This is a genomic window from Glutamicibacter arilaitensis Re117, from assembly GCF_000197735.1.
GTDB lineage: Bacteria > Actinomycetota > Actinomycetes > Actinomycetales > Micrococcaceae > Glutamicibacter > Glutamicibacter arilaitensis.
The window spans coordinates 1,881,387-1,901,990 of the sequence record NC_014550.1; the positions used below are offsets into that span (position 1 = coordinate 1,881,387).

Annotated in this window: 23 protein-coding genes; 9 read left to right on the plus strand and 14 right to left on the minus strand. The window is 56.0% G+C overall.

Features of this window, described 5'->3' with window-relative positions; genetic code table 11:
* Window positions 1-96 precede the first annotated feature (96 nt).
* The 5 genes from AARI_RS09040 to zapE form a co-directional block, all read right to left on the minus strand.
* Window positions 97-1,035 carry an SPFH domain-containing protein gene (locus tag AARI_RS09040; protein WP_013348994.1) on the minus strand — a complete coding sequence of 313 codons (939 nt, stop codon included), beginning with the start codon at window positions 1,033-1,035 and terminating at the stop codon, window positions 97-99.
* 57 nt (window positions 1,036-1,092) lie between these two features.
* Complete coding sequence (locus AARI_RS09045; RefSeq protein WP_013348995.1) at window positions 1,093-1,569, minus strand: NfeD family protein; 477 nt, start codon at window positions 1,567-1,569, stop codon at window positions 1,093-1,095.
* Window positions 1,570-1,673: 104 nt separating this feature from the next.
* Window positions 1,674-2,525: a putative RNA methyltransferase gene (locus AARI_RS09050; protein WP_013348996.1), complete on the minus strand. Its 852-nt coding sequence runs from the start codon at window positions 2,523-2,525 to the stop codon at window positions 1,674-1,676.
* Window positions 2,525-3,166, minus strand: a complete 642-nt coding sequence (gene def, locus AARI_RS09055; protein ID WP_013348997.1) for a peptide deformylase — start codon at window positions 3,164-3,166, stop codon at window positions 2,525-2,527. Before def ends, AARI_RS09050 begins: the two co-directional genes overlap by 1 nt.
* Window positions 3,163-4,215: a cell division protein ZapE gene (gene zapE, locus AARI_RS09060; protein WP_013348998.1), complete on the minus strand. Its 1,053-nt coding sequence runs from the start codon at window positions 4,213-4,215 to the stop codon at window positions 3,163-3,165. The genes def and zapE overlap by 4 nt, the downstream gene beginning before the upstream one ends.
* A 322-nt stretch (window positions 4,216-4,537) precedes the next feature.
* On the opposite strand from zapE, the gene AARI_RS09065 reads away from it, so the two are divergent.
* The 3 genes from AARI_RS09065 (at window position 4,538) to AARI_RS09075 (ending at window position 6,350) form a co-directional block, all read left to right on the plus strand.
* Window positions 4,538-4,885 (plus strand): ArsR/SmtB family transcription factor, encoded by a 348-nt coding sequence (locus AARI_RS09065; protein WP_013348999.1) that lies wholly within the window; start codon window positions 4,538-4,540, stop codon window positions 4,883-4,885.
* 195 nt (window positions 4,886-5,080) lie between these two features.
* On the plus strand, window positions 5,081-5,551 hold the full coding sequence (locus AARI_RS18620; RefSeq protein WP_013349000.1) for an SRPBCC domain-containing protein: 471 nt from the start codon (window positions 5,081-5,083) through the stop codon (window positions 5,549-5,551).
* Window positions 5,552-5,888: 337 nt separating this feature from the next.
* Window positions 5,889-6,350: a DUF3817 domain-containing protein gene (locus AARI_RS09075; protein WP_013349001.1), complete on the plus strand. Its 462-nt coding sequence runs from the start codon at window positions 5,889-5,891 to the stop codon at window positions 6,348-6,350.
* Between the two features lie 133 nt (window positions 6,351-6,483).
* Here the strand turns inward: AARI_RS09075 and AARI_RS09080 are convergent, their stop codons facing one another.
* Window positions 6,484-7,458, minus strand: coding sequence for an arsenic resistance protein (locus tag AARI_RS09080; protein ID WP_013349002.1), 975 nt, complete (start codon window positions 7,456-7,458; stop codon window positions 6,484-6,486).
* 144 nt (window positions 7,459-7,602) lie between these two features.
* On the opposite strand from AARI_RS09080, the gene AARI_RS09085 reads away from it, so the two are divergent.
* Window positions 7,603-7,977, plus strand: a complete 375-nt coding sequence (locus AARI_RS09085; RefSeq protein WP_013349003.1) for a DUF3054 domain-containing protein — start codon at window positions 7,603-7,605, stop codon at window positions 7,975-7,977.
* Here the strand turns inward: AARI_RS09085 and AARI_RS09090 are convergent.
* Window positions 7,966-8,508 (minus strand): hypothetical protein, encoded by a 543-nt coding sequence (locus tag AARI_RS09090; RefSeq protein WP_013349004.1) that lies wholly within the window; start codon window positions 8,506-8,508, stop codon window positions 7,966-7,968. The two genes, AARI_RS09085 and AARI_RS09090, sit on opposite strands and share 12 nt — an antisense overlap.
* Window positions 8,509-9,105: a sigma factor-like helix-turn-helix DNA-binding protein gene (locus tag AARI_RS09095; protein ID WP_013349005.1), complete on the minus strand. Its 597-nt coding sequence runs from the start codon at window positions 9,103-9,105 to the stop codon at window positions 8,509-8,511.
* 165 nt (window positions 9,106-9,270) lie between these two features.
* On the opposite strand from AARI_RS09095, the gene AARI_RS09100 reads away from it, so the two are divergent.
* A complete protein-coding gene (locus tag AARI_RS09100; protein WP_041648761.1) occupies window positions 9,271-9,552 on the plus strand; it encodes an Lrp/AsnC family transcriptional regulator in 282 nt (93 codons plus the stop codon).
* A gap of 87 nt (window positions 9,553-9,639) precedes the next feature.
* Here the strand turns inward: AARI_RS09100 and trpD are convergent, their stop codons facing one another.
* On the minus strand, window positions 9,640-10,707 hold the full coding sequence (gene trpD / locus AARI_RS09105) for an anthranilate phosphoribosyltransferase (protein ID WP_041648763.1): 1,068 nt from the start codon (window positions 10,705-10,707) through the stop codon (window positions 9,640-9,642).
* Between the two features lie 287 nt (window positions 10,708-10,994).
* Here trpD and ctaE point away from each other — a divergent pair, with 287 nt between their 5' ends.
* The 4 genes from ctaE to qcrB all read left to right on the plus strand — a co-directional run bounded on the left by ctaE (window position 10,995) and on the right by qcrB (window position 15,297).
* Window positions 10,995-11,633, plus strand: coding sequence for an aa3-type cytochrome oxidase subunit III (gene ctaE / locus AARI_RS09110; protein WP_013349008.1), 639 nt, complete (start codon window positions 10,995-10,997; stop codon window positions 11,631-11,633).
* 76 nt (window positions 11,634-11,709) lie between these two features.
* The gene (qcrC, locus tag AARI_RS09115; RefSeq protein WP_013349009.1) at window positions 11,710-12,504 is read left to right on the plus strand and encodes a cytochrome bc1 complex diheme cytochrome c subunit; all 795 of its coding nucleotides are present in this window, start codon (window positions 11,710-11,712) and stop codon (window positions 12,502-12,504) included.
* A 70-nt stretch (window positions 12,505-12,574) separates the two neighbouring features.
* On the plus strand, window positions 12,575-13,624 hold the full coding sequence (gene qcrA, locus AARI_RS09120; RefSeq protein ID WP_013349010.1) for a cytochrome bc1 complex Rieske iron-sulfur subunit: 1,050 nt from the start codon (window positions 12,575-12,577) through the stop codon (window positions 13,622-13,624).
* A gap of 2 nt (window positions 13,625-13,626) precedes the next feature.
* On the plus strand, window positions 13,627-15,297 hold the full coding sequence (gene qcrB, locus AARI_RS09125) for a cytochrome bc1 complex cytochrome b subunit (RefSeq protein WP_013349011.1): 1,671 nt from the start codon (window positions 13,627-13,629) through the stop codon (window positions 15,295-15,297).
* Window positions 15,298-16,013: 716 nt separating this feature from the next.
* On the opposite strand, the gene AARI_RS09130 is transcribed toward qcrB, so the two are convergent.
* From AARI_RS09130 to AARI_RS09150, 5 genes are all read right to left on the minus strand, one after another.
* Window positions 16,014-16,796 carry a GntR family transcriptional regulator gene (locus AARI_RS09130; RefSeq protein ID WP_013349012.1) on the minus strand — a complete coding sequence of 261 codons (783 nt, stop codon included), beginning with the start codon at window positions 16,794-16,796 and terminating at the stop codon, window positions 16,014-16,016.
* 113 nt (window positions 16,797-16,909) lie between these two features.
* The gene (locus AARI_RS09135) at window positions 16,910-17,311 is read right to left on the minus strand and encodes a cytochrome c oxidase subunit 4 (protein WP_013349013.1); all 402 of its coding nucleotides are present in this window, start codon (window positions 17,309-17,311) and stop codon (window positions 16,910-16,912) included.
* 2 nt (window positions 17,312-17,313) lie between these two features.
* Window positions 17,314-19,032, minus strand: a complete 1,719-nt coding sequence (gene ctaD, locus AARI_RS09140) for an aa3-type cytochrome oxidase subunit I (protein WP_013349014.1) — start codon at window positions 19,030-19,032, stop codon at window positions 17,314-17,316.
* Between the two features lie 2 nt (window positions 19,033-19,034).
* Complete coding sequence (ctaC, locus tag AARI_RS09145) at window positions 19,035-19,916, minus strand: aa3-type cytochrome oxidase subunit II (protein ID WP_041648767.1); 882 nt, start codon at window positions 19,914-19,916, stop codon at window positions 19,035-19,037.
* Between the two features lie 214 nt (window positions 19,917-20,130).
* Complete coding sequence (locus AARI_RS09150) at window positions 20,131-20,505, minus strand: HesB/IscA family protein (protein WP_013349016.1); 375 nt, start codon at window positions 20,503-20,505, stop codon at window positions 20,131-20,133.
* Window positions 20,506-20,604: the final 99 nt, after the last annotated feature.

Sequence of the window (20,604 nt, forward strand, 5' to 3'; positions counted from 1 at the left end):
ATCCTTGGTACCAAAACATCCATTATACGCGTCTGCGGCGAGGTGCATTGTATGCACCTCGCCGCAGACGGCTATTCGGTTCTGAACCGGTGGCTACTACAGGCCGTTTTCAGGGGCCGATGGAGCCTCGGGAGCTGCAGGCTTGCTGCTAGCTCCGGATCCACCCAGTGCGCCGCCGATGCCCTTGAGCGCCTCGGTCAGCTCGCTTGGAATAACCCACAGCGTGTTCGAGGTGCCCTCAGCGAGCTTCGGCAGGGTCTGCAGGTACTGGTAGGCGAGCAACTCCTGGTCCGGCTTGCCGGCGTGAATTGCATCGAAAACCTTTTGAATTGCTTGCGCTTCACCATCTGCGCGCAAGATCGATGCCTGGGCATCACCTTCGGCCTTCAGGATCGAGGACTGGCGTGCGCCTTCGGCGGTCAGAATCGAGGACTGCTTGACACCCTCGGCGGTCAAGATTGCGGCACGGCGATCACGATCTGCGCGCATCTGCTTTTCCATCGAATCCTGGATGGAAATCGGAGGATCGATAGCCTTCAGCTCGACGCGTGAAACACGAATGCCCCACTTGCCGGTAGCCTCGTCCAAGACTCCGCGGAGCTGTCCATTGATCTGGTCGCGACTGGTCAGGGCCTCTTCCAGATTCAGGCCACCGACTACGTTACGAAGCGTAGTGGTGGTTAGCTGTTCAACAGCCTGGATGTAGTTGGCGATCTCGTAGGTCGCCGCACGTGGCTCGGTGATCTGGAAGTAGATCACGGTATCAATGGAAACTACCAGGTTGTCTTCGGTAATCACCGGCTGAGGTGGGAAGGAGACAACCTGCTCACGCAGGTCCAGCAGCGGCAGCAAACGGTCCACAAACGGGATCAGGATTGTCAGGCCGGGATTTAGGGTTCGGTTGTACTTGCCGAGGCGTTCAACGATGCCAGCACGTGCCTGGGGCACAATGCGCACGCTGCGCAGCAGGACGACAATCACGAAGATTGCCAATACGACAAGCACAATAGTCAAGCCAAAACCATCTGATTTCATGGTTCGTACTCTCTTTCCTTGTGCAGGGGTGATGAAAAATTGGGTGCGTCAGGCTAACTAGCCGTCGGCAGGGTCAGGAGACTTCGCTGTCAGGTAAGCGGTGGCTCCATCAATGCGTGAAACTACTGCGTACGTACCCGGATTCATGCTTGGAACATTTGCGTCGGCACGAGCAGTCCAGATCTCTCCACGGATCTTGGCCGAACCTGACATGCGCGAAGTTGGTTCAAGAATGAGCGCATCCGCACCGATGAGTCGTTCGATGTTGGTGCGGAATCCCTCGGGAGATTTCCGTAAGTGCTTGACCGCGATAGGCCGGACCAAGAAGATCATTAACAATGAAATGAGGCAGAAAACAAGGACCTGCAGCCACATCGGACCGTTGAGCAGTGCAACCGCTACTCCACCTAGGGCGCCAACGCCGAGCATGATGAAGTAGAGATCAAGTGAGAGCATCTCGATGATCGCCAGCAGTAAGAACAGTGCCAGCCAGATCACCCAAGCGTTGCTGATGATCCATTCAGCCGTTGTCATGGCATCCACCTAAATTCTGTTAGGACACTGGCCAGTAATAACTGGCCTTTCCTACATTCTGCCGTAGAGAGCACGATAAAGGTGTAGTCATTTTGGGGTATTTTCTAGGCCTGCGGAACAAATGCATGTACGCCAAAGGAGGCTGTTACCTGCTGGGGACCTAGTGCTAAGGCTTGCTGCTCTAGGGTCTCGGGGGAGAGGTGATGTCCGGCTGGCCCCATAAACGCAAGGTTAAAGAGATCTTCGCTCTGCAAGTCCATCTGGTAAGACAACTTCTGCGATTCGACATGTCGCAGTCCTTCGGCACCAAATTTTTCTGCCAGTGCCGCTTGCTTTCCCTCGGCGACGGAGAGCATGCCTAATGGTTCAATGACCTCATTCAGGTGGTCGGGTTCACCGGTCACTACCAGGCACAGTCCGTTGGGCCGCAGCACACGGCGGAACTCTGCCGGGTTATGCGGAGCGAAGCAGTTCAGAACCACATCGCGGGATTGATCTGCGGTCGGCAGCTTGCGCCAGACATCCCACACGACTGCCAGGGTTGCCGGAACCTTGGCCGCCTTGCGCATGGCGTAGCGGGAGATGTCCAGAGCCAAAGCATCGTGGCTTGGAGCAGGGGAGTGCTCCAAGATCTTCTCGAGGTAATAGCCGGTGCCGGCTCCCGCATCCAAGACATCGAGGGTGGAAGCCTCATGGTGATCATTGATCAGCTTAGATAAGGCCAAAACAAGTGGTTCGTAGTGTCCCTTGGACTGGAACGCATCACGGGCCTGGACCATGGCCGAGGTGTCTTCGAGGAAGTTGGTGCCCTTGCCGGTGAGGAAGTTGAAGTAGCCCTGTTTGGCGGCGTCAAAGCGGTGGCCGGATTCGCAGTTCAGGCTGCGGCGAGGCGTTTCATCCAAGCTCAGAGTCTGCTCGCAGACTGGACAGGTAATCGTCGTGGTGCCAGATGACATTAGAAGTTCAGAACCTTCTGTGCTGTTGCCACATCCATGCCTTCATGGCGCCACAGTTCAGTCTCATCAATCAGTGAGCGGGTTTCGGCCTTGTCGATGTACACGGTGCCCGACAGGTGGTCGGCTTCATGCTGCACAATGCGTGCCTGCCAGCCAGAGAAGCTTCGGGTAATTTCTTGCCCGTCGCGATCCTTGTATGTAGCACTGATGTCGGCAGGACGGGTCACGACACCTTGGAACCCGTCAAAGGACAGGCAGCCTTCATAGAAGACTGCCTCGCGCTCGGAAGCGGACACGTATTCCGGGTTGAAGATTTCAAAGTATTCCAGTGGCTCGCGCTCACGCATCGTGGCTGCTTCCTCGGGAATCGGATACAGATCTTCAAGTACGGCGATCTGCAACGGGATGCCTACCTGTGGCGCTGCCAAACCAACTCCAGGCGCGTCATACATGGTCTGGCGCATGGCCTCCAAGAGTTCCTCAAGCAGATCCGTTGGCAGCTGATTCTCATATGCCACAGCCTGCTGCCGCAGAACCGGATGGCCTAGCTGGACAATGGGCAATACGAGGTTTTCATCAGCACTGGACAAGACGTCGCGGACAATCGTCTCGATATCCTGTGCGGTGTACTCGGTATTCATGAGGAAGCGCTGGTCCGTTCGTATTCGTTGAGTTGCAGTTGAGCCAGACGCGAGGTGAGCCGGGCCTTTTCAGTATCGTGCAGCATATGCCCTAGGTTGCCCAGGTTGTCTGCGGCATACAAATGTACTTCCACGTTCTTGTCGTAGAAGATATCGATAAGGTTCGCCAGACGACGTTCCTCATCCATTGGCATGTTGGTACTAGCTGGAATCCCGGTGACATGCCAGCAAGAGTATCTTCCTGCCAATTCCAAATAGTCAGCGGTATTGCGTCGAGTTCGACAGATCTGATCGAAGGTGATCCAAATAGTCTCTGCGTTCAGATGCACGGGACCGATCTCGTCGTAGCCGATCTGGATCATCGTATCGTGTTCTGGCTGCGCAGCCGGGGTCTCGAAGAGGTTCAAGCTGCCCAGGCGATAGCCTTCGAGCACCTGTTGGGGATCAGCATCAAGTTGCCGGTAATCCACCTGATGATCAAGCGCGAAGATGACGAAGTCATTTTTGATTCGATCGATCGTTGGCTGAACGAGATGATGGAACGTGTCATCGTCCAACAGTTTCTCCGGACCATAGTTGGACGTGGTGATCAACTGGATCCGGTGTTCGGCACAATGCCGCACGAGCTTGGCCATGAACATGGCATCGCCTGGTTCGGTGCAATGGAACTCGTCGAAGACCAGTAGTTCTAGTCCAGCGAGTTCGCGCTCAAGTCCTTGCGCAAAGATTGCACCCAGCCGCTGGCCGGGGATGCGATTGGCGGGGGAGTTCAAGCGCTGGAAGAACTCGTGGAAGTGATAGCGTGCCGTGGTGGCAGGCGGCATCAGCGATACCAAGGTGTTCATGATCAGGGTTTTGCCGCGGCCTGGAGGTCCGTAGATATAGATTCCCGGGTGTGCGGCCGACTTCGACTTGCCCAGACAGCGATCAAGGATCTCAATGAGCTCGCGCTGAACAGGGTCTACCTGAATGTGTTGCTGCTCGAGTACTTTGGTAATTTTCTGAGCGTACTTATTCCTATCTGGAATGCGCAGCAACGGAGTAGTCATATCTAAATTTTGCCATCGACCAGGGACCTGACCAATCTTCTGTGATCCGATCGCCATCAAATTAGACCATCGGTAGACTCAACGACATTCTTCTTCTGCAGCTAAACGCCTAGTCATAGACGAATTACTTTATTTCGAGTTGGATGATTTATCCAAGGGGAGTGACGTAGGGAAACTCTGCGCGGACGGTTATTCCATGGGAATCTGGCGTATGCCTATCGCTTTATGTCGATCCGTGGCCATAATGGACACACCCACAGAGCTGGACCATACGAGATGATCTGCAGCGAAGCAGGTGAAGTTCGGAGAGGGAGTGCGTGAGATGACCAGCGAATTCATTGCCCACGTGGCTGAAGATGAGATCGTCTCCAGTGATCTTTTGGACATGTCAGTAACCGTACTTAAGACATTGTCAGATCCAGCGCGGCTCCAGATGCTTTGGGCATTATCTACGGAGGATCTTTCCCTGTCGGATTTGGCTCAATTGGTTGGCGTGAGCTCAACTGTTGCCAGCCAATTGCTGTCCAGGTTGCGAACTGCCGGCGTACTGCAAACCAGAAAGTCTGGACGCCACGTCATCTATTCCATGCATGATGAACGATCACGCGAGTTCATTAGGCAGACGTTGGACTTCGCTAGGCATCGGCTGGAATTGCAGGACAAGGCTTAGTTGATATATGGATCGAACGCGCGATAATCAGGCACTTCCGTACAGGTTATCTGTAAGCCGATAATCTACATTATGTAAAGTAATGGAAATCTGAACCTCCTCCGTGCGCTTGGAATGCCTTGAATACAGCAGAGTGCGTGCAGCTGTTGACCACGAGCGTGTACCCCGCGAACGAAGCTAGTTAGTCTGGTGCCTATGCCACTGCTCCGCAAAAGTTTCGACGTCCCATCTGGCACAGTCTGCCTGCAATGGACACTTGATGCATCCAGTGGCCTGATCTGGCGTGCGCTCACTGGCATTGAACCGTTGCAGCGCTGGCTCGGAACGCTCCTGAGTGGAACCTTCAGCATTGGCTCAAATGTCGAGATTGAGCATGCGCAAGACTACGTCTGCACCAGTCGAATCATCAGCTGCAAGCCTGGCCAATCACTCGAGATGACTTGGAAATTCCCCGATGAGGATCCTTCCCAAGTCTCGTTCACCATTGAATCAACGGCTGGTTCGCAAATACTGACCGTGCGACACATCGGTCTTACCAAAGAGGTGGGCGAATACCTCACGGGGTGGCAAACCCACCTTCTATATCTGGAGGATTTCCTGAACGGTACACCCAGACCGATGTCAGACTTCTGGGGTGAGTACGAACGGGTGAAGAACGCGCCTTAGCTCGTGTTCCACTCCCCTTATTTATCAGGTCCTGATAACCAGCTATGTGTTTCTGACCTTGAATCTGCCACCATCAGCAAGGACTAGCCCTATTATATGCGCGTGCGCTGCCTGGCAATCTGCTGGGGCCAGGTCCACTCTAGGATCTACTTCGTGCATGAGCTATTAATCTATTGAATCGTTGAAGTGTTTGTTGGACAGTGGTCCCTCCATGCACCCTTAGATTGCGCTTATGAGCAGTCCGGCTCGTTTCGCCGAGTTCGTGGGGCAGCAGATAGGCTAGTTCCTGGCTACTAAATGGTTCACTCCCCTAGTTTTCCAAGGATGTAATCCCCTAATGACTCCCAGCTCTCTCTACCGTACTGTCGCTCGCGCCGAAGCAGTCACGTGGACGATGCTCATCATCGCGCTAATTCTCAAATATGGTGTCAAGATCGGTGACTGGCCAGTGTCCATCGCCGGCTTCATCCACGGCTTCGTATTCCTGACCTACGCAACGATGGCCGTTCTGATCGGCATGAACCAGCGTTGGCGCAAGGGATTGATCGTCGGCGCTGCAGCAACAGCTGTTGTACCGTTCCTGACGATTCCTTTCGATAAATGGCTCGAGCGCAACGGGAAGCTTGAGGGGCCTTGGCGTACCGCGGCCACCGATCACCCTGATGATCGCAAGTGGACGGACGCCACTATGCGTTGGCTCGTTGCCCGTCCTTTGCTCACTACCGTGCTGCTCTTCATCGTGATCGTCGCGATCTTCGCAACCATGCTGGTCGTTGGTCCTCCTGGCGGAGAACACTAGCCACAGGCTAGCGGTCCCCTTCAATGGGCGTGAAATAGTCCTGCTGAAGGTCCAAGAACAATGGCCTGTCCAGGTACCGAATATCGGTGCCTGGACAGGCCATTTGCGTATCTCGAACCAACAGCCTGCGCGGTCAGTTGGATTTCTGCCTGATCAATGCAGGAATGAACCTAACCATCAGAAGCATGCCGAGCAGTTCAACAAGCGTTTGGGTGACCACAACGGTGGAAGCGAAAGCCAGTTCGACAGGCAAAGCCAATGCCAACGGCAGGACGACCAGGGAATTCCTCGTCACGCCACTGAAGGCAACCGCTCGCAATGACTGTATGCCGAGCTTGAATATCCGCCCAATGGCCCAGGCGATGAACACCATGAGCAAGATGAACAGCGCAAAAATCATGATGGCTTGGAAAAGGCTGCTTATCTGGGCGGCCACACCGTGGATTTGCGAACCGACGACACTGAACAAAGTTCCCATCATCAGGGGAACCATCAAGTAATCTGCCCAGTCCCCCACCACAGCAAATTCCGAATACTTGCGCGTAATCATCTGGGTGATTGCCGCGGCCGCCAGGGGAAGAACGATCAACCCCAGCAAAGAGCGCACAAACGGTTCGGGTTCGATCAATCCGGTGGTCGCCGGGCCGGCAAAAAGATACATGAAAACTGGCAGAAGCAGCACCTGCGAAACTAGCAGCAACGGAGTAGCTGCAAGTAGCTTGTGACTATCTCCGCCAGCAAGACCTGTAAACACGATGACATAGTCAACGCACGGGGCAAGAAGGACCAGCAGGACCCCGAACAGCAGTGCTTTGTCGTGGGCGATGAAGCGGGTTAGAGCGAACACGACTAGAGGTACTGCCACAAAATTGGCGAGCATCAGGGCGCCCATGAAGCGAATGTCGCCCAGTGCGCCGGCCAGCTTGGTCAGCGGCATGCTCAGGAACGTCGCATATAACAGCAGCGCCAGAAATGGATTGATCGCAGACTGCAGTGCCGGGGCAGCAGCTGGTAGAGCCAATCCGGTCAGAACACCAGCGGCAATAGCCAGGAGATAAAGCAAGATTTGGTGCGATTGCATCCTTGCGTACCCCGGCCAGCTGTTCATAGCTCCAATGCTAGGTGAAACGGGTGTCGGATCCTTAACCGCCGGCATGCTGCCTTAGTGGACTCCCGTCCTGTACGCGAAGAGACACTGCTAAGCAGAGCCCGCAGTTCTTCATCGGACTACGCGGAAACCTATGATGAGTACATGAAGGAAAGTATTCAAAAGTGGCCGCTCTGGGCTGCCATCGATTTGGTTCTAATCATTTTGTTCGCGCTGCTCGGACGCCGTGAACACGAACATGCGTTGAGCATTGTCGGCATCTTGATGACCGCGCTGCCGTTTTTGATTGCCTACGTGATCATGACCTTGCTCTCCAAGCCGAACAAGACGATCAATAAGCTCTTCCCTGTCGGACTGCTCGTATGGATCGGCACTGTGGCCTTGGGGCTGGCACTGCGCATAGCTCTTGGCTCCACCGCAGCTGTCCCGTTCATCATCGTCGCTTTCCTGGTGCTGGGCGCATTCTTGATGGGACGCCGCTTAGTCACCTCGCTCGTTGCCCGGAAGCTAAATAAGTAGCAGACCCAGCCCGTAGGAACCGGCTGCCACCAGGCCGCTGGAGAAGGTCCCCAGAATGAACTGTTCTGCCGCGCGGTGGTTCTTCAATTCCGAGAACCGTCCAAGCCCCTTCACGGCTAGCACGATGGCGATGCCTTCCGGCCAGCCTGCCCAGAGGCTTGCCACGATAGCGGTGCGTTCCAAGAGTCCGATCCACAGTCCACCACGCAGTGGCGAAGGGTCGGACTCTTCTTTAGCGAGCTCGACATCGTTTTTGGCAGCGAGCCGGAAAACGAGTTCAGTAAAGGGGCCACCGAAACTAATGGCGAATATGGAACTCAGGGCGATGGCGTAGACAGGCGCCAGCGGGCTCTGCTCCACCGCAGTCTGCGAAGCAGCTGCCAGCACGGCAGCGAGCAAGGCAAAGAAACCAGCCGCGACGGTGAGCCATTCGCGCGCACGAGCGCGTTTACCCATGGCATAGCCAAGGTAGGCACCGACGCACGCGATAACGGTCGCTAGGCTCAGACTCCCCCATGCGATCCAAACCATCTACTGCTCCTTAAGCATATTCAGCTGACGATTCAGCGACTTGGCAGCTTCATCCATCATCCGGTTCGCTTCAAACCATAGCGCCGCGGACAGACGAGAAGAGACAGCTTGCTGGGTGATTCCCAATTCTTTGGCAATCTCTTGCTGGGTCATGCCCTCATCGGCCAGGGTGCCAGCTTCCCACGCTGTGGCCCGGCGCTTGGAGACTATGCAAGCGGTCAATTGGAGCTCTGCTTCGAGCCGGGTAGCTTCATGCGATGGACCGTGGACCGCAAGGTGCGCATTGGTGTTCTTTGCGCGCTCTACCGCGACGCGGGCAAATTCAAAGGCCGGGCCGCGGCCGGCACGCGTTTCCTCAGGTAGTGGAGTTTCAACCTGGCCGAAGCCCAGTCCGACACTCCAGTCCCCCGAAGCTGCCATCATCACTGCCAAGCGAATGGCTTCATTCGCGTCATCCAAGACAGCCTGGACTTCGTCTCCGGCCGTACGCTGAAATGGACGAACCACGGATACCGTGGCGTTGGCTTGCTTGACTAGGGCCTCCACCTTGTCTTCAGTGGAACGGGAACGGCGCTGGTCAATGGTCAAGACAATCATGGAACAATTATAAAACATTGTAAGACTAGATACAAATTAAAACCTTTGTATATTGCTAAGCAGAGTGATTTTCCCATGCCTCTGATCTTCTGCTTTTCGACTAGAGTTGAGTACAGATCAACCGTCTCTTGGCAGGCGATAAGTTAGAACGGAAAGGGCACAGTGATGGTCACCGCATTCGTCATGATTCAGACGGCAACTGACAGTATCCCAGAGTGCGCACAGCAGATCTCTGCAATCTCGGGTATCAGCGAGGTGTACTCGGTCGCTGGCGACTGGGATTTGATTGCAATTGCACGAGTTAACAAGCACGAAGACCTGGCTGAAGTCATTGCGAACAAGCTATCCAAGATCCAGGGCATCCGCGGCACCCAGACGCATATCGCGTTCCGCGCTTACTCCGAGCACGATCTTGAAGCTGCTTTTTCCCTCGGACTAGGCGACTAGCAACAAGTACAAAAGCTAAAGCCGGCCTTTGGTTCACGATTGTAAAGTCGTGAACCAAAGGCCGGCTTTGTTGCCAGCCAGTTGGGGTTACTCCCCTACGATTGCCTGCGTGGTTGATGCCCAGGAATCCAAGGTTGCCTTCGCAGCTCCTGAATCAATGGACTGAGCTGCCTTCTCAATGGCCAGGCGCATGCGATCTTCGAAGCTACCGTCAGCGTCATTGGCGTAAGCGACCATTCCGGCTGCCGCATTGAGCAGAACGGCATCGCGTACTGGTCCGGTGGCTCCATCGACAATCTCGCGGACAACGCCTGCGTTATGTAGGGCATCGCCACCGCGCAGATCGTCGAGTGTCGCCCGGGCAATCCCCACGTCTTGGGCGTCAAAAGTGAATTCAGAGACTTTGCCGTCGCGAACTTCCCACACACGGTTAGGCGCGGTCGTGGTCAATTCATCCAGTCCGTCGTCCCCGCGGAATACCAGTCCACGCACGTTGCGGCTTGCCAAGACGCCGGCCATGATCGGTGCCATGGTCGCATCGGAGCAGCCGATCGCTGAAGCGCTTGGCAAGGCCGGGTTGGTCAATGGGCCCATGAAGTTGAAAGCGGTTGGTACGCGCAATTGGCGTCGCGCACCGGCAACGTGGCGCATAGAGGGGTGGAAGACGTTGGCGAAGCAGAACGCAATTCCAACCTTGTTGTACACCTCTACAAGGCGCTCAATTGGTACTTCCAGGCGGACCCCCAATGCTTCGAGGACATCGGCGGAACCGGACGACGAAGAGGAGGCACGGTTCCCGTGTTTAACGATGTTCACTCCGGCGCCAGCGCAGACCAGAGTGGACATTGTCGAGATGTTGACGGTGTTCTGACGGTCACCACCGGTGCCAACAATGTCTAAAGTTTGTGCATCAATACTCAAGGGGCGCGCATTTGCCACCATGGAGTCCACCAGGCCCGTCAATTCGGCGACGGTTTCGCCCTTGGAACGCAGTGCAACCAAGAAGCCGGCAATCTGTACGTCGCTTGCCTCGCCGGACATGATCTCATTCATCGCCCAAGCGGCCTGTTCGCGGCTGAGATCGCCACCGGTAATCAGGGTGGCCAATAGATCTGGCCACGTCGGGAACTTTTCGTTTACAAGGCTCGTTGACACATGAGAAAGCCTATCGAGATACCTGCTGGCTGACCCAATTCATGTCGTTAGATGATGTGGCTCAGATCGCTAAAAACGCCTTGTTTCTAGGGTTAAATAGGCCACATTTGTGTTGCGTATATGAATGTTTCGTAAGACTCGCCGGTTCAAGCTCTACGAATTGTAGAAAGAGTTTTCTCTGTACTTCCGCATGTTTCCGCGGATGTTGCCAGCATGTGGCGCAAAAAACCTCCACGAACCCGCTTTTGCATTGGTATCTGAGGGGCATTTAGAGACATAATGTCAGTGTGACAACTGCGACTCATGCCCCAAATACGACGGCGCCACATGCGCCGAACCGCCCAAACATGGTGTCGGTGGGAACGATGGTGTGGCTCTCCAGCGAGCTCATGTTCTTCGCCGCCCTCTTCGCCATGTACTTCAGCCTCCGGGCTGCCGCGCCCGAACTCTGGGCGAATGAAACTGCCAAGCTCAACGTACCGTTCGCGCTGGTTAACACCATCATCTTGGTGTCCAGCTCGTTCTCGTGCCAGCTAGGCGTGTTCCGTGCCGAAGAATTCAAGCCTCGCCGTACCGGCGGGATTTTCAACTTCAAGGAATGGGGAATGATTGAATGGTTCATTCTGACCTTCTTCCTTGGAGCGATCTTCGTTTCGGTCCAGGCCTACGAATACGCTGTCCTAGTTAGCGAGGGCGTGGCATTCAACTCGAACTCCTACGCTTCGGCCTTCTACATTACGACCGGCTTCCACGGCATTCACGTCGCTGGTGGTCTGATTGCATTCTTGCTGATCATTGGTCGTGCGATGCTGGCTAAGAAGTTTGGTCACTTCGAAGCAACCGGCTCCATCGTTGTGTCCTACTACTGGCACTTCGTTGACGTTGTTTGGATCGCCCTGTTCGCGATCATCTACTTCTTGAAGTAGCAACTTGAATTCATTAGTTGCCTCAACAAGAAGTTCGGCAACACCACACCAAAGAAACTAAGTGAGGAACCAGCAAGTGAAGGCTCTTTCGAAAAAGCGCCGCCACCCGCTCGCCGCTGTGGCCCTGCTTCTGTTCGGATTGCTGATTACCGGCAGTCTCTACACTGCAGCGGGTAACATCAGCGAAGCGAAGGCAGCTGAGACCACTACGGCATCGCAGGCCGATGTCGAAGAAGGTCAGAAGCTTTTCGTCGCCAACTGCGCTACTTGCCACGGCATGAATGCTGAAGGCTCCGACTCCGGTCCATCGCTGATCGGCGTAGGCGCGGCTTCTGTTGACTTCCAGGTCGGCACCGGCCGTATGCCAATGCAGATGCAGGGCCCACAGGCCCAGGTCAAGCCAGTACAGTTCGACGACGAGCAGATCTCCCAGCTGGCAGCGTATGTCGCTAGCTTGGGTGCAGGCCCAGCGATCCCTGATGAGGAATACCTGGACACCACCCAGGGCGACGCCGCTCATGGCGGCACCATTTTCCGTGTGAACTGCGCAATGTGCCACAACGCGGCTGCTGCCGGTGGCGCACTGACCCGCGGTAAGTTCGCACCAACCCTGAGCGGTGTATCCGAAAAGCACATCTACGAAGCGATGGCTACCGGCCCACAGAACATGCCCGTGTTCAACGACTCGAACATCACCCCTGAAGAGAAGCGTGACGTAATCACCTTCTTGAAGACCATTGAAGCCAATGGTTCTGCTGGCGGTGCAGCCCTGGGCTCCCTGGGTCCAGTTGCTGAAGGCCTGTTCACCTGGACCGCAGGTCTGGGTATCATCATTGCCTTCACCATTTGGTTGACCTCGCGTCCTTCCTAAGGCAAACCACGGCCCCGGCCGTAACCATCACTACGTACATAAATTCCTAACAGAAGGATGAGAGAGAAACATGGGCGACCATAGTCACGGCAGTCCCGAAAACTCGGGCACCGTTGCTAAGGCTGACGATGTAGCTCAGGATCGTTTCCCAGATCCGGGCTTACCACCGCATCGTCCGCGTCTCGCAGACCGCGATCCGCGCGCAGCCAAGCGACATGAGCGTCAAGTAGCGCTCCTATTTACCATCTCCATCATCGGCACGCTCTTCTTCTTCGTGGCCTACTTCGTCCTGGGCCACCTGGGCGAGATGACTTTCGCTGAACTGCGTGTGCAGAACGCTGCACTGGGACTGGGCACCGCCTTCGCGATGCTCGGTATCGGTGTAGGTATTGTTCACTGGGCCAAGACCCTGATGCCGGATCACGAGCTCATGGAAATGCGCCACGAGATCCGCTCGGAAGAAGATCGCCAGGATGCCGTTGAGATCATCGATACCGTACTCGAAGAATCCGGCATCAAGCGTCGTCCGCTGATCCGCAACACCCTGATTGGTGCCATCGCCTTGGCTCCAATTCCGGCAATCTTCATGTTCCGCGATCTGGACCGTACCGGTAACACCGCGCACCAGATGATCGATTCCCTGCGCCACACCATGTGGGACAAGGGCATCCGTCTGACCCGCGACCCATCCGGTACCCCAATCAAGGCTTCGGATGTGCAGATCGGTTCCGCATTCCACGTGATTCCAGAAGGTCTGAACGAGACCGAGCACCCGCTGAACGAAAAGGCCAAGGCCGTTGTTCTGCTGATGCGCATGGATCCAGCGGAAATGCAGATCTCCGAGGGACGCGAAACCTGGAACGTAGACGGCATCGTCGCCTACTCCAAGATTTGCACCCACGTTGGTTGCCCGATTGCCCTGTACGAGCAGCACACCCACCACCTGTTGTGCCCATGCCACCAGTCGACCTTCGACCTGACGCAGGAATGCAAGGTCATCTTCGGCCCAGCTGGTCACGCACTGCCACAGCTGCCAATTACCGTGGACTCCGAGGGCTACCTGGTAGCTCAGAGCGATTTCCATGAGCCAGTTGGCCCGTCCTACTGGGAGCGTGGTTAATCATGACGACGACTAACGAATACCAGGCATCGACCGCTACCGGTCGCATCGCCAACTTCGTGGATTCCCGCGTCGGCGCTTCGGGCATGGTCAAGGAATTCGGTCGCAAGATCTTCCCTGACCACTGGTCGTTCATGTTCGGCGAAGTGGCAATGTACACCTTCGTACTGCTGCTGCTCTCGGGCACCTTCCTGACCTTCTTCTTCGATCCGTCGATGGCTCACGTCATCTACAACGGCTCGTACGTACCGATGAAGGGTATCGGCATGTCGACGGCTATGGCCTCGACCATGGATATCTCTTTCGACGTACGCGGCGGCCTGTTCATGCGACAGGTACACCACTGGTCGGCACTGCTGTTCGTTGCTTCCCTGTCCGTGCACATGCTGCGCGTATTCTTCACCGGCGCATTCCGTCGCCCACGTGAACTGAACTGGGTTGTCGGCGGCGTGCTGCTGATCATGGGTCTTGCTGCTGGCTTCACCGGCTACTCCCTGCCAGATGATCTGCTTTCCGGTAACGGTCTGCGCATTATCGATGGCGTCATGAAGGCACTGCCTATCGTTGGCACCTACCTGTCGATGTTCTTCTTCGGCGGCGAGTTCCCTGGCGATGCCGTGATTCCGCGACTGTACTCGTTGCACATCATGATTGTTCCTGCGGTCATCATCTTGCTGATCGTTGTGCACCTGTTCATGGTCGTGACCCACAAGCACACCCAGTACCCTGGCCCAGGCCGCACCAACGACAACGTTGTTGGCTTCCCTGTTGGTCCGGTATACGCAGCTAAGGCCGGTGGATTCTTCTTCATCGTCTTCGGCATCGTGGCATTCATCGCTGGCGTGTTCCAGATCAACCCGGTATGGAACTACGGTCCATACGACCCATCCCCTGTTTCGGCTGGTACCCAGCCGGACTGGTACATCGGTTTCGTTGACGGCGCTCTGCGCTTGATGCCTGGTTACCTGGGCAACTTCAGCTTCGAGTGGATCATTCCGTTCCCATGGGGCGACAACACCCTGGTGATGTCGGTTCTGCTGCCAGCTCTGGTTCCTGCAGGCGCACTGTTCGCAGTGATGTTCGCGTGGCCATGGATCGAACGTTGGATCACCAAGGACAACCGCGAGCACCACTTGCTCGATCGTCCACGCAACGCTCCATTCCGTACCGCGGTTGGCGCTGCCGGCGTAGTCTTCTACTGCGTCATGTGGGCTGCGGCATCCTCCGACTTGATCGCGACCCACTTCCATGTGTCGCTGAACGACGTCACCTACTGGCTGCGTACGCTGTTCTTCCTGGGCCCAATCTTCGCTTTCTGGTTGACCCGCCGTATCTGCCTGTCGCTGCAGCGCAAGGATCGCGAGATCGTCTTGCACGGCCGCGAAGCCGGCATCATCCAGATGTCCCCTGAGGGTGGCTTCTCGGAGAAGCACGAGGAAGTTGACGTTTACAAGCGTTACCTGCTGACCAACTACGTTGATCGCCAGTACATTCCGGCTCAGCCTGATGCCGCAGGACACGTCTCCGGTTCGGAGAAGCGTCGTGCAGCAATCTCGAAGTTCTTCTTCGAAGATCGTGTTGCCCCAGTTACCCCATCGGAGCTGGAAGCTGCTCACGCAGCCCACGGCCACCATGAGGTCGAGGGTGACAAGCAGGACGCAGTTCAGAAGTAATCTCGACTCGCGTTAGTCACAAAAGGAGGGACACACCGCAAGGTGTGTCCCTCCTTTCGTGTATCCATCCACTGTTAGGCCTTACAAGCTCCGTTGGAAGCCCTTCAGTGGCGTAGCTGAACTCGTGCTCGTCGATAGCCAATCCATCGCCTTAGATCAGGTTCCAGCGCCGCATCGTCTTTACAGGCCGGTTCCACGCACCGCTGCACCCCCCTTGTCATTGCTCGAAAGCCAACCAGCGTCCCTGCACATATCGGGCCAAGGCGTTTCCAACCCTGCAACGAGGGCCGCACATGAACTTGGTTTCTGTCCAGGCGCTGGCTCCAGCGCTTCAGGCCAGGCGGCCCACTATGCACGCGTTGCTTGCTGGACGCTTCTACTCGCGGCATAAACGCAGAGGGAGCCAGTAGCGCGCTGTTGCGCACCTAGCGTTGCCGGATCAGCAACCCTCGGTAATGGAATCACCTGTTTGCGTGGCGGCTCACCAGAGTAGGCCAGAGTCATTTATGAACGCGCGGTCAAAGCCCGAGGGTTGCTAGAGTTAGGCGGGCTGAAACTGCAACCAGTGAAGAGCGCCAAACTCGAGGCGATCAGGGCGCTGGGAGACATAGCTGGGAGACATAGCAGGGCAAGTGGCTTCGATGGCTAAGACAGCTCACTCCCCTGTTCTCCACCCATCAGGATCGCTTGTGGAGCGCTCTGAGGAATGCGCTGGCCTAGAATGTGTCGGTGTACCGCGGTGTGCGCGTACCCACACGCTGCAGTGGCACGAAGAGCTTGTAACGGTCTGAACGGTAGAGCGACACCGAGTAGTCGGCGAGACGGTCGCCAATGTAGGCGTACCGAGTGATCTGTAGCAGCGGGAAGCCCGGTTCGACTCCCAAGAGCACCGCCTGTTTTTTGCTGGCTGCCGTGCTTTCCACTTGGTCCTCGCCCCACTCGAGCAAGATGCCATAGCGTTCGTGCAGCGCCTGGTAGAGCTTTGAGGGCGGTTCGCCATCCACGAAGCCTGGCACGAGGTCCGCTGGCATGTAGTTCTCATCCAAGCTCATCGGAGTGCCATCGGCCAGCAGCAGTCGCTTGAACTGGACCACGGGAGTGCCCTCGTCAAGCATCAGCTGCGAAGCCAGACTCGCCCCTGCCTTGATCTCCGCAAATTCCAGCACGTGGGCATCGGGAACCATGCCACGGCGCATCATGTCTTCAGAGTAGGAATGCAGGCGAACGCGCAGATCCAGTTTCTCGGGCACGACGAAAGTGCCGATACCCACTACGCGCTTGAGCACCTGTTCATCGACCAGGGCGTCGATGGCCTGGCGGATGGTCTTGCGCGCTACCGAGAAGTGTTCGGCCAGCACGCGTTCTGGTGGAAGCTTGTAGCCCGGTTTGCACGCTTCGCGTGCGTGGGTTTTCAAGATCTCCCGGATCTGGCGGTATTTGCTTTGCTTGCTTGTGGGATCAAGGTGCGCCTGGACATCTGGCTGCGGTGCGTGGCGCATGGTGCTTCTCCTCGAGCTAAGTTTCTTCACGGTTCGCCGTTGCAGAAAAACCGTTGTTAAAAGACTAACGGGGTGGCAAGCAAAATTGCTTGCCACCCCGTCAGGGTTACTGCTTAGTGAGCGTGATCGCCACGGCTGTATTCGTAAACCCAGCCGGTAACGCCAACGACTGCCAGTCCGGCGCCGATGAAGAAGACCCACCAGCCAACAGCCAGGCCAAGGAAGCCAATTGCTGCAGCCGAAGCCAGGACCAATGGCCACCAGCTCCATGGGGAGAACATTCCGATATCACCGGCGTTCTCGTGGATTTCGCCATCCACGCGGTCTTCTGGACGATTGCCAACGCGCTTGGCGGTGAACAGCAGGTAGCCGCCAACCATGAGGCACAGGCCAACCAGCATCAGCAGGGCTAGGAAGCCGACCCATTCGTTCCAGTTGGTCATGTAACCGTAAACGATGGCTACAGGAGTGAAGAAGAAAACTCCACCCAGGAAAATCCAGGATTCAACCTTCATCGTTACACGTCCTTCTGATCAGCTGGTCCGAAGATCTTCGCAACAGGTGCTTCCGGAGTAATACGTCCGGTCAGCTCCGGGTGGTGCAGGTCCAGAGCTGGACGCTCCGAACGGATGCGAGGAATCGAGTGGAAGTTGTGACGTGGTGGAGGGCAAGAGGTTGCCCACTCCAGCGAAGCGCCGAAGCCCCATGGATCGTCAACTTCAACCTTCTTGCCGTTACGGTGGGTAACCCACACGTTCCAGAAGAATGGAATCATCGATGCACCCAGGATGAATGCGAACACGGTCGAAACCTGGTTCATGGTGGTGAACCCGTCTTCTGGCATGTAGTCAGCGTAACGACGTGGCATACCCATGACGCCCAACCAGTGCTGGATCAAGAAGGTGCCGTGGAAGCCGATGAACAGCAACCAGAAGTGGATCTTGCCAAGGCGCTCGTTGAGCATCTTGCCAGTCCACTTTGGCCACCAGAAGTAGAAGCCAGCGAACATTGCGAATACCACGGTGCCGAAGACTACGTAGTGGAAGTGAGCAACCACGAAGTAGGTATCCGAAACGTGGAAGTCCATGACAGGAGCCGACAGGATAATACCGGTCAGGCCACCGAACAGGAAGGTGATCATGAAGCCCATGCTCCAGAGCATTGGGGTTTCAAAGGTGATCGAGCCGCGCCATAGGGTACCGATCCAGTTGAAGAACTTCACACCGGTTGGAACTGCGATCAGCATGGTCATGAAGCCGAAGAACGGCAGCATTACCGAGCCGGTGACGTACATGTGGTGTGCCCACACGGATACCGACAGTGCAGCAATCGAGATGGTTGCGAAGACCAGGCCCTTGTAGCCGAAGATCGGCTTGCGGGCGAACACTGGGAAGATCTCAGAGACGATGCCGAAGAACGGCAGCGCAATGATGTAAACCTCTGGGTGGCCGAAGAACCAGAACAGGTGCTGCCACAGTACGGCGCCGCCGTTATCAGGATCGAAGATGTGAGCACCGAAGCGGCGGTCGGCACCCAAAGCAAACAGCGCAGCTGCCAGCGGTGGGAATGCCATCAGGATCAGCAACGAGGTGATCAGGGTGTTCCACGAGAAGATCGACATGCGCCACATGGTCATACCAGGGGCACGCAGGCAGATGATCGTGGTGATGAAGTTGACGGCGCCAAGAATGGTACCAAAGCCCGACAGTGCAAGGCCGAAGACCCAGAGGTCTCCACCGATGCCTGGCGAGAAGGTGGTGTTCGACAGCGGAGCGTAAGCGAACCAACCGAAGCTAGCTGCACCCTGAGGGGTCAGGTAGCCGGCCAGAGCGATGATCGAACCCAGCGAGAAGAACCAGAAAGCCAAGGCGTTAAGACGTGGGAAGGCCACATCCGGGGAACCAATCTGCAGAGGCATCATGACGTTGGCGAAACCTGCGAACAGCGGGGTCGCGAACATCAGGAGCATGACAGTGCCGTGCATGGTGAACAGCTGGTTGTACTGTTCCTTGGTCTGCAGGATCTGCATACCTGGTTCGAACAACTCTGCACGAATCAGCAGCGCCATAACGCCACCGACGCAGAACAGGATGAACGAGCTGATCAGGTACATGTACCCGATCTTCTTGTGGTCGGTCGAAGTGATGTAGTCGACGAACAGACGACCCTTGGACTTCGGCACTACGGCTGGGGCAATCGACTTTGCGTCGTCAGTTGCATATTCAAACGTTGTCATGATTACTCTCCTTCCCCGTGCTCTACTACTACTCCGTTGACGACGTCAGGCTGACGATCGTACTCTTCACCCAGATGTCCATCTTCCATCTTGGCCAGCTGAGCCTTGAATTCAGACTCATTGACAACCTCGACGTTGAAGAGCATCTCCGAGTGGTACTCGCCGCAAAGCTCGGCGCACTTACCGTCGTAGCTACCCTCAACCTGTGGAGTCAGGTAGATGTAGTTGGTCTTGCCCGGGATCATGTCCAGCTTCTGCAAGAAGGCTGGAACCCAGAAGGAGTGAATGACGTCGCGGCTATTGAGCTTCAGGGTGACCGACTTGCCAGCTGGCAGGTACAAGGTTGGCAGTTCTTCGCGAACGCCTTCCGAGCCATCGGTGTTCAAGTGAGCCTGTTCGCCCGCGTAGTACTTCTCAGTTCCCTGGTAGCTGTAGTTGAAGTCCCAAGACCACTGCTTGGCTCGGACGTCTACTACAACCTCAGAATCAACAGGGGTGTTGATCTGCTTTTCCAGGTTGTTGTTAAAGCTAAAGAAGACCAGAACAAGGACCAAAGGAATGGCCGTGTAGAAGATCTCCAATGGCATGTTGTAGCTCAGCTGACGCGGGTAACCCGTATCGTTCTTGCGGCGGCGGTAGGCGATGACGCACCAAAGCATCAATCCCCAGGTCAATACGCCGATGACGATAACAGCGATCCACGAGTTAACCCAGAAATCCTGGATTGCGCCCGTGTGGTTAGTGGTGTCACGCTCCACGTTTGGGAGCCAACCGCGTTTTGCCTCCGCTGAACATCCCGTCAGCAGCAATGCGCCAGTGCCGACTAAAGCCAGTACTTTGGCTTTAGCGGACCCACGACTGCCGGTTCGGTCTTGCGAACTCACAGACGGCCCTTCCTCTTTGTTGGTGCAGAATGTGGTCTTCATAAGTCACCTCGTGTTTTAAACGAGTTGCACGGTGAGGTGGCTCACGAAGGGAAACATAGTTTTACTACTTAATGTAGAGCTTACCCTCTTTGGGGTCAGAATGCCGAAAAACGCCGCTGTACTAACGAGAAATTTCTTCAACGTTTGAACAGCGGCGTTAGTTCCCTGCGGCCTAGTGGAAGGAATCTCCACAGGCGCAGGATCCGGATGCGGCAGGGTTGTCGATGGTGAAGCCCTGCTTCGAGATGGTGTCCTCGAAATCGATCGAGGCACCTGCGAGGTAAGGGACGCTCATCTTGTCAACGATGACCTCAACGCCATCGAACTCGCGGACTGCGTCACCTTCGAGCATGCGCTCATCGAAGTAAAGCTGGTAAATCAGGCCCGAGCAGCCGCCTGGCTGTACGGCAATGCGCAGACGAAGATCATCGCGGCCTTCCTGTTCCAGAAGTGAGCGCACCTTCTCGGCTGCCACGTCGGAAATGTTTACCTCGTGGGTTGGCACCTCGGTTGGGTCGCCCTTGGTCTGTTCAACAGATGCAGTCATGATTTTCCTCCCATACTGCTCGATGCGGTACCATGTTCCAGCTTTGTTACTGGAACTGGTACCCCTGTTCTTGCTTCTATCCTACGTCGCGAAGCCTAG

Coding starts and splice junctions, on each gene's coding strand:
- AARI_RS18620 (WP_013349000.1), top strand. CDS start 5,081: ATGCCACTGCTCCGCAAAAGTTTCGACGTCCCATCTGGCACAGTCTGC.
- AARI_RS09100 (WP_041648761.1), top strand. CDS start 9,271: ATGGTCACCGCATTCGTCATGATTCAGACGGCAACTGACAGTATCCCA.
- ctaD (WP_013349014.1), bottom strand. CDS start 19,032: ATGACAACGTTTGAATATGCAACTGACGACGCAAAGTCGATTGCCCCA.
- AARI_RS09040 (WP_013348994.1), bottom strand. CDS start 1,035: ATGAAATCAGATGGTTTTGGCTTGACTATTGTGCTTGTCGTATTGGCA.
- AARI_RS09065 (WP_013348999.1), top strand. CDS start 4,538: ATGACCAGCGAATTCATTGCCCACGTGGCTGAAGATGAGATCGTCTCC.
- AARI_RS09130 (WP_013349012.1), bottom strand. CDS start 16,796: ATGCGCCACGCACCGCAGCCAGATGTCCAGGCGCACCTTGATCCCACA.
- AARI_RS09080 (WP_013349002.1), bottom strand. CDS start 7,458: ATGAACAGCTGGCCGGGGTACGCAAGGATGCAATCGCACCAAATCTTG.
- AARI_RS09095 (WP_013349005.1), bottom strand. CDS start 9,105: ATGATTGTCTTGACCATTGACCAGCGCCGTTCCCGTTCCACTGAAGAC.
- zapE (WP_013348998.1), bottom strand. CDS start 4,215: ATGACTACTCCGTTGCTGCGCATTCCAGATAGGAATAAGTACGCTCAG.
- AARI_RS09150 (WP_013349016.1), bottom strand. CDS start 20,505: ATGACTGCATCTGTTGAACAGACCAAGGGCGACCCAACCGAGGTGCCA.
- def (WP_013348997.1), bottom strand. CDS start 3,166: ATGAATACCGAGTACACCGCACAGGATATCGAGACGATTGTCCGCGAC.
- AARI_RS09045 (WP_013348995.1), bottom strand. CDS start 1,569: ATGACAACGGCTGAATGGATCATCAGCAACGCTTGGGTGATCTGGCTG.
- AARI_RS09075 (WP_013349001.1), top strand. CDS start 5,889: ATGACTCCCAGCTCTCTCTACCGTACTGTCGCTCGCGCCGAAGCAGTC.
- AARI_RS09050 (WP_013348996.1), bottom strand. CDS start 2,525: ATGTCATCTGGCACCACGACGATTACCTGTCCAGTCTGCGAGCAGACT.
- qcrA (WP_013349010.1), top strand. CDS start 12,575: ATGGGCGACCATAGTCACGGCAGTCCCGAAAACTCGGGCACCGTTGCT.
- AARI_RS09085 (WP_013349003.1), top strand. CDS start 7,603: ATGAAGGAAAGTATTCAAAAGTGGCCGCTCTGGGCTGCCATCGATTTG.
- qcrB (WP_013349011.1), top strand. CDS start 13,627: ATGACGACGACTAACGAATACCAGGCATCGACCGCTACCGGTCGCATC.
- AARI_RS09135 (WP_013349013.1), bottom strand. CDS start 17,311: ATGAAGGTTGAATCCTGGATTTTCCTGGGTGGAGTTTTCTTCTTCACT.
- AARI_RS09090 (WP_013349004.1), bottom strand. CDS start 8,508: ATGGTTTGGATCGCATGGGGGAGTCTGAGCCTAGCGACCGTTATCGCG.